Below are 14,088 nucleotides of genomic sequence, written 5' to 3' on the forward strand. Positions count from 1 at the left end.
CATTCAGTAATTAATGCTCAACATCACATTCGGCTTGATATCATCGGACAGCTTGATCGTTGGGTCTAATGCCAATAAGGCTTGGTAAACCTCTGGGCGATATTGCTTGAGTCGCGCCATCCGTCGCAGATGACTGGGTTCAAGCGACAAACACGCTTGCAAAATCTGCGCGGTACCTGCAAACAGTTGATTATCGATATAACTCTTATCCAGCGCGTAGTCTAGGCCATCTGGGCCATAGCGGTTACTAAACGGGTCAATATGTTCCGCTAATAACCATTGCACACTGTCAGGTGCATTATTGAAGAATACGCTGTAAAGATTGTCTCCATGGGCATCTTGCACGGTGAGATCAAACCCCTGCTCAACGAGATACTGCAAATTGTCGGATCGAGTATAGGACAGTGCCGACAAGCTTTCAGGTGCAACTGGTTGCAGACGGCTATTCCATGCCTCTAGCAGCTCAGGCGATCGCACTAACTGCATCAACACAATTGAGGTGTCGACTGAGTCCAATGGCGTTGTTTGCAACAACTCCGTTAACGCCACTACAGGATCTTGGCTTAACAATGCCTCACGCAATTGCTGCTCGTGAGCGCCTCGTGCACGAGTGGTATTATGATCTTCATAAAGTGCCGCCAGTACTGGGTCTTCGGCTTGCAGTGCATCTAACAACGCCTCGCCCTGATATTTTTCAGCCAGTTGTCCCATCAGCTCATTAATTTGGGTAAATGGCATCAGGCCTTCAGCATCCAGTTGTTGCTCGGCTAATTCTGTGCAGCGCTGCCGTTGCTCGGACACATTGGCAATCTGCAGCGTTTTTTTGGAGATTGCCGCTTTAATCTCTGGATTGGTCACAGGTGGGGTACTAACCCCGGGCACGGTCGCTTGATGTGACATCAGATAGTTTTTTACCTCATCCGCCACAGTGACCCACTGCATATTCAACAAACTGGAGCCAAGATATTCCTTATCTTCAGCGCTGCTGACTGCGACCTTGTAGCCATTTTCGACCAAATATTGCACCGCAGCCAACACGTTTTGATCATCATCTTGCCCCATGCGTCGATGCAGCAAGGCACGATCAATTGGACCAATGACGCCGTCAACTTGACTTGGATAAACACCTCGCTCTGCCAGTTTTTGTAACAAAGGCACGTCTAGCGCATAGGCGGCATAATCAGCAATATTAAGGAACGGAATAGAACTGGTGAAATTAATCACTAATGGCTGGGCGGTTAATTCCTGCGGCGCGACACGGTCAAGCAACAACGCCAACTTTTCAGGTGCCAATCCTTGCAGCATAAAACCAACAAATTGGCCGCTACTGAGGGTTAAATCGCTGGTTTGTTCTGCAAATGCCGCATCATTTAAATTAAGCAATGGCTTCACTTGCTCTGTCAACGTATAAAAATCCTGACTGGCTTTCTCTTCAACCACCATGATTTTACGCTGCTGCTCACTCAGCGAATTAAGATATTCATTGTCAGAGCTCGAATGCCCTGATTCATCATCGGTATACCCCTGCGCCAGCAGCTGTTGGTAGCGCCACGCACGCATCAACTGCATTTGATAGTTTGAGGTATTGTCCGTTGGCGCTTGCTGCATCAGCAATTCATAAGGAGTGCCATTGGCAAGCGCATTGAACAGGGCATCAGATAAATCATCGTCAGCATAATCGCTCGATTGCGGCATCGTATCGTCCCAGCACTGACGCACCAGTTCACGTTTTTCATCAATGGTAGCCTTTGCCATGGATGCAGACGATGGCTCGTTCACCAACGTAGTGCTAACCTCCTGACTCTGACCCTGCTCGTTCTGCCGTACTGTTTGTGCTTGCGCATCTTGGTCTGGGGCGCTGTCCATCAGCCACCAACTACCAATCATCAGGCCAACAATTACAACTCCACAGCTAATCCATAGCGTTGATTTCACGGTTAACTCCTCACCATTAGTCTGACGATCATTGCGTCCACTGGTGATAAAAAATTGATGATTTAAATCTTTAACATCATTATCTTACCGCTATCTGACAAGCTTCAGCTAGCAACAAATATATTGTCACATAGACGAAATAAATTTGTCATAAAAATCGCTGTTGTCATATCGCCTTCACAATCCACTGCTAGCCTTAGGCCACTTTCAAGAGGTCTGCGGTCCTTGTTAGATTTTCTTGTTTTGCGGCAATGCCTTATTGCTTTTTATGCGCGTGAGTGCTTTGCTGACATCAGGCCGGATCCTGACCATTTATCGCATTTACTCAGTCTTCAAGGAATTAATCTGTGTCTCCATCTTCCGAAAAGTTTTCTATTGATAAAGAGCTTTCCTGGTTGTCTTTCAATGAGCGGGTACTGCAAGAAGCTGCCGATAGTACCGTGCCATTAGTGGAACGCGTGCGATTTTTGGGTATCTATTCCAGTAACATGGATGAATTTTTTCGGGTAAGGGTTGCCGCCGTTCGTCGCTCTATGTTGTTGTCTAGCCTGCAGGAAGGCCGCAATTACAGCAAACATTTGATGGCCAAAATTCAAACCAAAGTGGTGCTACTGCAAGAACGGTTTGACGCCATCTACAGTGATTTGATGCGAGAACTGGCGCGGCAAAACATCTTTTTGATTAACGAAACCCAACTAAGCGAGTTTCACAGCCTTTGGTTGAAGCGCTATTTTCAAGATCACCTAAAACGTCATATCGCGCCGTTGATCATCCATAACACCACCGACCTCGTAAAGCATATAAACGACAATTCCACCTACTTGGTGGTGTGTTTACATACACCGGAAAAACGCCACTATGCGCTGGTCGAAGTGCCCACCAAAAATGTTGAGCGTTTTGTACAGTTGCCACCGGAAAAGTCTAAGCTCAAAAAACATTTGATCCTGTTGGATAACATCATCCGCCACTGTGTGGATGAACTGTTCGCGCCGTTTTTTGAATATGAGCGCATAGAAGCGTTTTCAATGAAGTTCACCCGTGATGCAGAATTTAATCTCACCGATGAACTCGAACAAAGTCAGCTGGAAAAGCTGACCAAAGGGCTAAAACAACGTTTAACTGCTGAGCCAGTACGTTTGGTTTTCGACCGTGAAATGCCGGAGCATATGCTGGCAATGCTCACCACCCATCTGAATATCTCCAATACTGAGTGCATCATTCCCGGGGGGCGCTACCACAGCTTTAAAGATTTTATGGGCTTTCCAAATCCTGGCCGTAAGCATTTGGTAAACCATAAGATTGAGGCACTAGACTCTTCCAGCTTTAAGAATTTTCAAAACAAGTTTGATGCCATCAAGCATAACGACATCATGCTGTATTACCCGTACCATAAGTTTTCGCACTTCACTGAATTGGTGCGCCAAGCGGCATACGATCCGAAAGTGCGTTTTATTAAACTTAACATTTACCGTGTTGCTAAAAAGTCGCGCATTATTCAGTCACTCATCGATGCGGTAAAAAATGGCAAGCAGGTCACGGCCATTATTGAACTGCGCGCCCGCTTTGACGAGATGAACAATATTGAATGGAGCCGCGAACTCGCCGAAGCCGGGGTAACCGTGCACCATGGTATTCCCAGCCTCAAAGTACATTCAAAGCTGTGCTTGATCGGCCGCGAAGAGGAAGGCGAAATTAACCTTTATGGCCATATTGGCTCAGGTAACTTCAACGAAAGTACCGCCAAAATCTACACGGACGTTTCTCTGTTCACCGCCAAACAAGAAATTTGCCGCGAAATCTCACAAGTATTTGAATTTATTCAACACCCATACAAACGATTTGATTTTAAAGAGCTGATTGTATCGCCCGTGAACGTGCGGCGTGAGCTAGAATCGCTGATCGACAATGAAATCCGCGCCGCCCACGCTGGCCAAAAAGCGGCGATCACGCTGAAGCTCAACAACCTAGTGGATGAAATCCTGATCCAAAAATTGTACGAAGCCTCAAGTGCTGGTGTGAAAATCAAATTGATGATCCGCGGCATGTGCTGTTTGCTACCGGAAATTCCCGGCATCAGTGATAATATTCAAGTATTTAGTATCGTAGACCGCTTCCTGGAACATTCGCGTATAATGTTATTTTATGCTGGCGGCGAAAATAAATTATTCATCTGCTCAGCGGATTGGATGAGTCGCAATATCGACAGCCGTGTTGAAGTCAGCGCGCCGATTTATGATCCTGTGATAAAAGGTATGCTGATGGACATCCTCGCACTGCAGTTTAGTGACAACACTAAAGCGCGGATCATCAACAAAGAGCAATCCAACGGCTATAAATTACGTGGTAATAAACGCAAAGTTCGCTCACAACAGGCGATATACCAATACTTACACGCCGTTGAAAAGAAGTTTCAGCAACAACTTAACGCCCCGCATAAGGACGCAATTGCAGGAGAATAACCTTGACTGAATCGTCAAAACATTTTGTCGCTGTTGATATGGGTTCAAACAGTTTCCATCTCGTTATTGCTCGCGAGCAAGATGGCAGTATTCAAATCCTGCATAAAGAGAAGCAGTTAGTGCAACTTGCTGATGGTTTGAATGACCAAAATCAACTGAATGATGAAGCGATTCAGCGCGGTTTGGCCTGTTTACGCGACTTCAAACAGCGCTTTTCTGATATTCCATTACCGCGTGTGCGACTGGTTGCTACCCATACGCTACGTGTTGCACGTAACCGTGAACAATTTATTAAACCGGCCTACCAAATCTTGCCCTATCCCATTGAGGTGGTGTCAGGGCACGAAGAAGCTCGATTGATTTATAACGGCATTGTGCATAGCCAAGTGCTGTCGGCCAAAAATTTAGTGATTGATATTGGCGGTGGTTCAACGGAAGTGGTGCTGGGCAATCGTACCCAATCAACGCAACTGTCGAGCTTACGCTGTGGCTGTGTTAGCTACAATCAACGCTTTTTTGCAGATGGCAAGCTTACCGTGGATGCCTTTAAACAGGCGATGAGTGCTGCAGATAAGCAATTTGCCTCACTGTCGAAAGAATATTTTAGCGGCGATTGGGATTTAGCGCTGGGCGCATCGGGCAGTGTCAAAGCGATTTGTGAAGCGATGCTACAGTTTCATGGTGATGAACTCATCACCCTCACCCGTCTCAAACAGCTACGTCAGCAACTGATTAATTGGGGTCATGTCGACAATATTGTGCTCGATAACGTCGAAAAGAAACGTACCCATCTGCTCGCGGCTGGCCTTGCCATTCTGACCAGTTTCTTCCGCCGTTTACCGGTAGATTCTATGCATTTTGCCACGGGTGCGCTGCGTGAAGGTGTGCTGTATGAATTAGCTGGCATTGAAGCCTATAGCGACATTCGCCAACGTACCATTGATAGCATGGCGCAACTCTATCATATCGATCGAGCGCATGCTGATAAGGTACGCGCCACCGCGATGACCCTGTTTAATGCAGTAGCGGAATCGTGGCAACTGCTGCACTGGCGGCGCACCTTAGAATATGCAGCCACGCTGCACGAGACTGGTATTCATATTAATTCGCGCGCACACCATAAGCATGGCGCCTATATCATTGCCAACAGTGATATGCCTGGCTTCGGTGAAGAACAACAAATGATGCTGTCGCTGTTGATTGGTAATCAGCGCAAGAAATTGGATTTTGAACGTTTAAACGAGTTAGAAGCACCACTTAAACTTGCGGCTGAACGGCTAATCTGTATTTTACGGATTGCGGTATTGCTGAACTTAGGCCGCATCTCCAGTCGCCTAGCCATTGCCAATATCCGTGCCGAAGAAAACGCCCTGAAACTGACATTCTCAGAACCGCGCCATCGCGTCAGTCTGTTCGTGAAAGATCTACAGCGCGAACAACGACAGATGGAGACCCTCAATATCGCGTTGAACTTCAGTTTTATCTGACCCTCCTCTACGTCGTATGACTACCATTGATGAATACCTGCGGTGTTTTGATTCAAGCAGGTATTCGCTAGTTTACTCAAAAAGCCATCAGTCATCAGTCATCAGTCATCAGTCATCAGTCATCAGTCATCAGTCATCAAACATGTATCAAAAAGTGTATACGTGATGTTAATTTTTTGAATATTTTGAGTTACATCAAAACATTAGTGATTAGAATAATTAGACTAAAACGATTGTCGTACGGTAATTAGCGTTTACCGCAGCGGAAAAATCAATATAAGACATGGATGGCATATGTTTGATATCGCAATATTAGCGGGCGCAACAACCTTAGTGTTACTGCATCTGTTGTTTTTTTGGAAAGCCCTCATGTCGCGTTCCGACATCAGCAAAATGAGTCGTTCAACGTGGATGATGCTCAGTTTGTTACTGGGTCCAACAGGCTATTACGTCTATTTAGGCGTCATGCCCTGTGATTTAGTTGCTGATGAGTAGCCGCGGGCAAGTTCGACTTGGCACAACAACTCAAAGCCACAAACACACATGTTTAAATACAAAGACTCAAGTTTATCAAGATGAAAACAAAATGGTGTTTTTAGGTGTTTGTTGGATAATTCATGATTGAAAGTTGGCCAGCCTAAGCGTAAAAGACTAGTTTTAAAGTGTTCTTCGGAAGATATCTGACAAGGAATCGTCATTTCATGAATAACCGTAATGGATTTTACAACCGCTCTCTTGCCACCATCCAAATCGGCGTTGCCCGTGCTGACGGATTATTATCACTTTACGGTGATGACATCAGCTTCGAACCGTTAAACAAACAAGTCGGTTTAGGCCCTTTTCATCTACAACGGCATGATATCAAAAAAGTTCGCCGCAACATCAGTCGTGGTGAACACATTAGCAGTGAAGATATCGATCAACTAGAACTAGAGTTTACTAGCGGTGAAGTCTACCGCTTTATCGTCAACGACAGCGATAAATGGTTTACATTGCTGCAACCCGATAGTTGCAACCGCACTCACTCGCTTGACGATAATTCAGGGTCGTTGCTGACGAAATAAAGCCGTGACAATCCCTCGGATGATTAGCTAACTTAGTCATTTCGCATCTTTGCGCATGGAGTATTGCGAGTGAAAACGATTGGCCTTCTGGGTGGCATGAGTTGGGAAAGTACCCAACATTACTATCGCTTAATCAATCAAGGCGTTAAACAGCAACTTGGCGGTTTGCACTCAGCACCCATCGCCATGTTCAGTGTCGACTTTGCGCCGATTGAAACACTCCAACACCTAGGTGATTGGGATAGCTTAGCGCGCATACTTATCGACGCGGCGAGGCGTGTGCAAGCGGCAGGCGCTGATGGGCTGATGATCTGCACCAACACCATGCATAAGTTAGCACCGCAGATTGAAGCGGCGATCGATATCCCCTTGCTGCACATTGCCGATGCGACGGGCAAACATATTCAACAGTTGGGTTATCAGCAAGTAGCACTGCTCGGTACGGCCTTCACCATGGAGCATGCCTTCTATAAACAGCGTCTTGTAGACAACTTTGGCCTGTCGGTAATGGTGCCCGATACGTTAAAACGCGCGCTGGTACATAAAGTGATTTACGACGAATTGTGTCAGGGGCAGATAAACCCCAAATCTAAGCAACAATATCTGCAGATTATTGATCAGCTCGCCGCGGATGGCGCTGAAGCGGTGATTTTAGGCTGCACTGAGATAGGTTTATTGGTACAACAACAAGACCGCTCAACGCCACTGCTGGATACCACCGCTATCCATGCTGCAAGTGCGGTTGACTTTATCTTGAGTTAACGGCATTTAGCCGGTTGATATATTAGGAAATACACCATGTTCGGTATCCATGATCTTGCGTTATTTATTCTGTCAGGCTTTCTATTGAATCTGACGCCAGGACCAGATTCGCTGTTGATTATGGGAAAAACCGGCGCACAGGGTTGGCGTGCGGGCAGTATGGCGACCTTGGGTGTTTGTAATGGTATGTTGGTACACATTGTCGCAGCAGCTTTAGGGCTATCGGCCATTCTAGCCAGCTCAGCGGTCGCCTTTACCATTATTAAGGTGTTGGGCGGCGCTTATCTTATCTATTTAGGCGTGAGAGCTCTGCTGACCAAAGCCTCAACCGTATCCAATGCAGAGGAAAACGCGCTAACCCCTCGCCATGAGAGTTACCGTCAGCTGTTCGCTCAAGGTTTTTTATCGAATGCGCTCAATCCCAAAGTTGCGCTGTTCTTTCTAGCCTTCGTGCCGCAGTTTATCGACCACGACGCACCGAACAAGGCCGTCGCATTCTTAATACTGGGGGCTGTTTTCTATATCAACAGCATGATTTACTGTCATATTTTAATCGCGCTAACCGCCGTTGCGCGTCACAAACTCAAAGGCAACGCTAAAATCAGCGCGGTATTAAACAAGGTTTTGGGTACGCTGTTTATTTCTTTAGGAATAAAACTGGCACTCGCTAGCCGTGGTTAGTCATAATAGCCAGCATCTTTGGGTTGAAGCGCTGCGTTAAGCGCAAATTTCTCCTGCGTTTCAACCACATCATCTGATTTAGAGGACGTTATGAAGCTTCGTCATTGGCTATTGGCGCTATGCGCCATGGTGCAATTTAATGCTATCGCCGCAACCGGCCCTATCGTACAAACCCAATCCGGCCGTATCGAAGGTTTACGACAAGGTAATGTCGACAGTTTTCTTGGAATTCCCTACGCGCGCCCCCCAGTAGGCGAGCTTCGTTGGCAGCGTCCGTTGTCAGCCAAGCCTTGGCGCGGAGTGAAAAAGACCACCGAGTTTGGCCCCTCTTGTATGCAAGCACCGATGGAAGGCTTTATTCGCGAGTTCAGCGAAGATTGCCTAACGATGAACATCTGGCGGCCAAACAACGCACGAGGGCCGTTGCCGGTGATGGTGTGGATCCACGGCGGCGGTTTTGTGATGGACAGTGCTGCAACGGATGTCTATCACGGGCAAGAGTTTGCTAACGCTGGAGTTATTCTCGTCAGCTTTGACTATCGGATGGGGCGATTAGGTTTCTTCGCCCATTCAGCCTTGGAAGGAAACCTGTTCAAGGGCAACTATGGGCTGATGGATCAGATTAAAGCGCTGCGTTGGGTACAAGACAACATCATGCAGTTTGGTGGCGACCCTAAAAATGTCACCGTGTTTGGAGAGTCAGCGGGCGGGATGTCGGTTAATATTCTACTGACCAGCCGTTTTGGACGCGATCTGTTCAACCGCGCGATCATTCAATCTGGTGGTGGCCGCGATGTAATGTTGGGCTTAGAAGATTGGACGACGGCAAAACAGCAAGGTGAAAATTTTGCGAAGTCGGTAGGCATAGAAGGCAGCGATGAAAAGGCCTTAGCACAACTACGCGCATTACCGACCGATACACTGGTGGGTAATTTAGGGCTGTTTAATCTGCCTGAAAACGCTACCACTTACAGCGGCCCGATGATTGATGGCCAAGTAATTGAACAACCACTCACTACCGCGTATGAAACGGGAGCTTTTGCCCGTATGCCACTGATGGTAGGCGCCACTGATGCCGATATCGGTTTTGTTTATCGCAAGGTTGAAACACGTGACGATGCGTTGTCTATTTTCGGTGACCATGCGGCTCAAGCAAACAATGTTTATCCAACATATTCACCGAAAGCGCTCGCCGCCTATATCGCCACTCAGCAAGCCATGATTGAACCCGCCCGTTATGTGGCCAAGGCATTTGCCAAAAATGAGGTACCTGTGTGGCATTTCCGCTTTGGTTATGTGGCCAGTGCCAACCAAGGCAAATGGCCGGGTGCCTTTCACGCGAGCGATATCCCCTTTGTGTTTAACACCATTACGGCGGCCTATGGTGACAAGGTGAGCGAACAAGATCAGCAAGTAGCGAACACCCTGCTGCAATATTGGGTTAACTTTGCCAAGACAGGCAATCCCAATAGCAGCGGCTTGCCAGAGTGGTCAAACTTTGATGCGAACAAAGAATTAATGTTATGGGTTGCGCCTGAAGGTGCGGCGAAGATCGGCAGCATTAAAGATCCACAATCTACCCAGCTAGATTTGGTAGAAAAGTTGGCGCAACAAACAAAATAACCCACGCAATGGCGCTTACAGCACAAACGGCAGCCTATTCGCTGCCGTTTTTATTTCTCCTCATTCGCCGAGCGACGAACCCATCGTGTATTTGTGCGCGTAGCTAAGGGCATAATACCCCAGCCGATAACCAAGCAGGATTAATCTTTAGGGTGTTGCAGTTATTGGTGTGGGTTGCCATGCAGGCGTCCCCCATAAAGGCACAGTCGACAACGAATGCTTGTGGCTTCCGTTGGTTTCTTTGGTGGAATATGAAAGATAGATAAGCGTCTGATGCTCGGCATCATAAATACGCCTCACTTTGAGGCTCTTAAACAAGATACTAAGCGATTCTTTAAACACCACCTCACCCGCTTTGCTCTTGTCTATGGTGGCAATTTCAGCAGCGGTAATCGCCCCAGTTTGACGGCAAGCGATGCTCATATCAGAAGGGTCGGCTAAGTCCAAATTCGCTTCAACACGGCTAATATGGCAGGTCACCCCGCTGACTTTCGGATCGGTGACTGCATCAATCACCACATCTTTGGTGGTAAACCAACCTAGGCTTACCTTGCCGACATCATCACCACAGCCGCTCAATAATGCACTCAGCACTACCACAACAAGCGGCATACTCAGCCATTTCAATTTACAGTCCATATCCATCCAATCACTCAAGTTGCTTCTCTGTATTTACTGACCGAACGCTCAGTACAAGCTTTTGCTCAACCTTGCTGGCGATAAGGCAGCGCAGCGCTAAGCCCGTCCATATATTGCTGATTATGTTTAATTTCCTCTTGGCAAAAATCCGCTATTGCTTGTTCAAACGCTGGCTCAGCAATCATATGCAACGAGTAGGTTTTCACCGGCTCAAAGCCGCGCAACACTTTATGTTCACCCTGCGCGCCAGCATTAAAACACGCCAATTTTTGTGCAATACAATAATCAATGCCTTGATAATAACAGGCCTCGAAATGCAATCCATCATGTTGCTCAAGACACCCCCAATAGCGGCCATAGAGGGTATCACTGTTGGGCGTATGGAAATAAAGCGCCGCTGCAACGGCCTGTTCGTCACTATCACCATGCGCACAGACCAATAGCAATTTCACGCTGTCGCCCATGCTGGCCGTTAGTGATTGAAAGAAGGCTTGGTTTAAATAACCACCGTGACCAGAACGTTTCAGATAGGTCATCCGGTAGCAGAGAAAAAAGCGCTGCCACAATGCTGGAGAAATCTCAGCGCCACTGCGCCAGCGATAATCCCACTCTGCCACCTGACGTCGCTCTTTACGAATATTCTTTCTTTTGGATGAGCTCAGTTCAGCAAGAAAATCGTCAAAGCTGCTGTAACCGCGATTATACCAATGGTACTGGCAGCCTTCGCGGCGAATAAGTTTGGCGTGGTGTGCGGGCGCTTCCACAAACGCTGATAACTGTATTTCAGTCTCTGCGGCGTCATGCCATACGGCAGTTTCGGTGCTTGAAAGAAATAGCCCGTGCCAACTTGAGTGTTCTTGTAGCTCTCGTTGCAATACCTGCTGTACCATCGCGGTGACAGCTTGACGATCAACGCCAGCTTTTATCGCCAATCGCGCCCCAGTGGCAGGCGTAAATGGAATCGCGCTGACCAACTTAGGATAGTAACTCAGTTGATACTTGTCGTAGGCATCTGCCCACGACCAATCAAACACATACTCACCGTAAGAATGAAACTTGCGATAGAGCGGCATCACCGCCATCAACTGCGTATCTTGGTATAGCACGAGATGCATCGGCAACCAGCCAGACTCAGCACCAACACAGCCGCTTTGCTCCAACGCCAGTAAAAAACTGTGGCAATTAAACGGGGTATCCGGCTGCATAAGCTCATCCCACTGTGTAGCGGGAATTTGGCTAATATCATCGAGCAACTGCCACTTCCATGCTCCTTTTAGCACCCTGACTCCTTCAACGTGACGACAACAGGAAATTTAAGCTACTCGTTTCGACAATCACAGTCCAGCCGCGGGCTAAAAACAAAAAAGCTTCGAGCAAAACCCGAAGCTTTTCGCTAACAACTTTCGATTAATAGATGCGATAGATACTGGTAGTGCCGCTAACTTCGTTACCCACCACAAGCATTGGCACACCAAAAGGGCTTTTTTCAGCCGGTACAAATTTCATCCCTTCAGGACCTAAATCACCTGCCATCTGCATATTGCCTTCATACTCACCGGTATCAGTATCAACTTCAAAATCAGTATCAAAATCACGGTTAACAATGTAGTCGACAAAATGCACATCAAACGGATTAGTGATGTTGTACACCATAATACCGCCAGTTCGCTCAAGGCCGATAAAGGCATAAGTCTTGTCGCCAACCTTGCCCACGGCCAATGCTTCTGGCTCTGGACCTTTGTCATCACTGCGACTATCGCCTTTGTTTTCCTCGTTATTGTTGTTGAAGTTGAGCCCCAATAACGATGCAGTGATCCGCTCAAAATCGCTACCCGAATCAAACACCATGCGACCATCGCCATCCAAGATGGAGAATGAACGTGCGCCATAAGCGTAGATTTTTTCATAGTTGCCGTCGCCGTCAGCGTCGCCCATCGAGGTTGTCACTTTAAGGCGCCCTAACAAACTCTTGTCTTGCGCGGCGGCCACTTGCGGGTGGTTAGCGGCTAACACTAAATCTTCGGCACGAGCTTCTTCCGAGAAACCATCATAATCGCGCGAATCCCCTTCGTTGGCCATCACTACAAAATCACTGCCATGCCACTGGTAGCTTGCCACAGTGTCTGGCATATACAGGCCATAAACACCTTCATACGGACGGATGTTGACCATGTCGTCTTTATCACTGGCATCAAGTGCGTTTTCAGCTAAGCCAAAATCCTTTTCGCCCAATGCGATAAGTGTATCAACAGTAGCTGAACCGATATTAATCTTAGCAATGGCGTTGTTTTCCTGCAGGCTCACCCACGCGGTACTGGAGTCAGCGCTAATGGTGATGTATTCCGGCTCAAGATCTTGCGCCACTGAAGCGCCCGGGCCGTTAATTTTAATCATGCTACTGACTTCAGCCGCTCGACTGCCGCCAACATTAAAGTCAGTAAAACGCACTAAATTGGCATTATCGGCTGGCTCACCGTCAACGACCGCGATAATCGCAACTGAACCTTCAGGGTCAACGTCATAAGCGTTGTTGGGCTCACCTTCATTGGCCACTAAAACCGATTGGCCATTGGGGCTAAATACCACGTTGTCAGGTAATGCACCGACTTCCACCGCTTTTAGGTATTGATAGCCGCTTGCTATCCGGCGGTAAAACGCCACAAAACCATTGCCCTGTTTGCTGTTACCGGCTTCGTCGGCACGTTCAATCGCCACCGCGAGCAAATCATCATGGACCGCTAAGCTGTTCACCCCGCCCAAACGCTCAAGACCGATATCTGCAGCCACATCGAGTTCATTTAGCAACGGCAGATTATTTAACGCCAGTGCAGCTGCACCAGACACAGCTTCCGTCGATGCAAGACCACTCGCATCCAGCACATCGACTTTGCCGCTACGCGCATTCACCACTAATACTTTTGCGGCAACCGCATCAAAGTCGACGATTTCAGCCGCACTTAGTCCATACACGCCACTTTCATGCCGCGCCATTAACTCCATGTTGAAACCACTTGCACTGTCATAACATAAGGTTTGTGACTGCTGAACTTCTGCGTCTTCCAGAGTGCCGTTGCCGTTCAAATCTAGACCTGTGGCCACTAATTGGCCACCAAAGCTACAGCTGCTGCCAATGGCTAATTCGCTCAAATGCAATAGGCTGCTCAATCCGTTACTACCATCGACACCATCTTTACCATCATCGCCACACGCTGCTAACAACAAGGCGCTGGACACCAGCAGTGCAAGTTGATTGAGTTTCATTTTTCGTCCCTAGTACGTTACAAGTTTGCAACAAGCTACTCGAGACAAGTGACAAAAATTAGACAATTAGATGACAGACAGATGGCATTTCGTCGCCACAGCAAAAAGTGACAAAGATCACAGTTGGCATTACACCAGACTCAGGCTACTATTCACCCACAACAATAAAAATTATTT

11 protein-coding genes are annotated in these 14,088 nt (G+C 47.5%); 7 read left to right on the forward strand and 4 right to left on the reverse strand.

All coding sequences use genetic code 11. From position 1 onward, the window contains the following. Window positions 1-3: 3 nt before the first annotated feature. On the reverse strand, window positions 4-1,935 hold the full coding sequence (locus JYB87_RS10600) for a hypothetical protein (RefSeq protein ID WP_207353475.1): 1,932 nt from the start codon (window positions 1,933-1,935) through the stop codon (window positions 4-6). Between the two features lie 347 nt (window positions 1,936-2,282). On the opposite strand from JYB87_RS10600, the gene ppk1 reads away from it, so the two are divergent. From ppk1 to JYB87_RS10635, 7 genes are all read left to right on the forward strand, one after another. Continuing rightward, complete coding sequence (gene ppk1 / locus JYB87_RS10605) at window positions 2,283-4,394, forward strand: polyphosphate kinase 1 (RefSeq protein ID WP_207353476.1); 2,112 nt, start codon at window positions 2,283-2,285, stop codon at window positions 4,392-4,394. 38 nt (window positions 4,395-4,432) lie between these two features. Continuing rightward, complete coding sequence (locus tag JYB87_RS10610; protein WP_207356667.1) at window positions 4,433-5,881, forward strand: Ppx/GppA phosphatase family protein; 1,449 nt, start codon at window positions 4,433-4,435, stop codon at window positions 5,879-5,881. A 294-nt stretch (window positions 5,882-6,175) separates the two neighbouring features. Continuing rightward, window positions 6,176-6,376 (forward strand): hypothetical protein, encoded by a 201-nt coding sequence (locus tag JYB87_RS10615; protein ID WP_207353477.1) that lies wholly within the window; start codon window positions 6,176-6,178, stop codon window positions 6,374-6,376. A gap of 206 nt (window positions 6,377-6,582) precedes the next feature. After that, window positions 6,583-6,945 carry a hypothetical protein gene (locus JYB87_RS10620; RefSeq protein ID WP_207353478.1) on the forward strand — a complete coding sequence of 121 codons (363 nt, stop codon included), beginning with the start codon at window positions 6,583-6,585 and terminating at the stop codon, window positions 6,943-6,945. A 69-nt stretch (window positions 6,946-7,014) separates the two neighbouring features. Next, complete coding sequence (locus JYB87_RS10625; RefSeq protein ID WP_207353479.1) at window positions 7,015-7,707, forward strand: aspartate/glutamate racemase family protein; 693 nt, start codon at window positions 7,015-7,017, stop codon at window positions 7,705-7,707. Window positions 7,708-7,743: 36 nt separating this feature from the next. Then, on the forward strand, window positions 7,744-8,388 hold the full coding sequence (locus JYB87_RS10630) for a LysE family translocator (RefSeq protein WP_207353480.1): 645 nt from the start codon (window positions 7,744-7,746) through the stop codon (window positions 8,386-8,388). A gap of 90 nt (window positions 8,389-8,478) precedes the next feature. After that, a complete protein-coding gene (locus tag JYB87_RS10635; protein WP_207353481.1) occupies window positions 8,479-10,011 on the forward strand; it encodes a carboxylesterase/lipase family protein in 1,533 nt (510 codons plus the stop codon). Window positions 10,012-10,158: 147 nt separating this feature from the next. Here the strand turns inward: JYB87_RS10635 and JYB87_RS10640 are convergent, their stop codons facing one another. From JYB87_RS10640 to JYB87_RS10650, 3 genes are all read right to left on the reverse strand, one after another. After that, window positions 10,159-10,623 carry a CreA family protein gene (locus tag JYB87_RS10640; RefSeq protein ID WP_228730008.1) on the reverse strand — a complete coding sequence of 155 codons (465 nt, stop codon included), beginning with the start codon at window positions 10,621-10,623 and terminating at the stop codon, window positions 10,159-10,161. Between the two features lie 92 nt (window positions 10,624-10,715). Next, window positions 10,716-11,930, reverse strand: a complete 1,215-nt coding sequence (locus JYB87_RS10645; RefSeq protein WP_228729841.1) for a GNAT family N-acetyltransferase — start codon at window positions 11,928-11,930, stop codon at window positions 10,716-10,718. Window positions 11,931-12,057: 127 nt separating this feature from the next. Further along, complete coding sequence (locus JYB87_RS10650; protein WP_207353482.1) at window positions 12,058-13,911, reverse strand: choice-of-anchor I family protein; 1,854 nt, start codon at window positions 13,909-13,911, stop codon at window positions 12,058-12,060. Window positions 13,912-14,088: the final 177 nt, after the last annotated feature.

The organism is Shewanella avicenniae (assembly GCF_017354945.1).
Lineage (GTDB): Bacteria > Pseudomonadota > Gammaproteobacteria > Enterobacterales > Shewanellaceae > Shewanella > Shewanella avicenniae.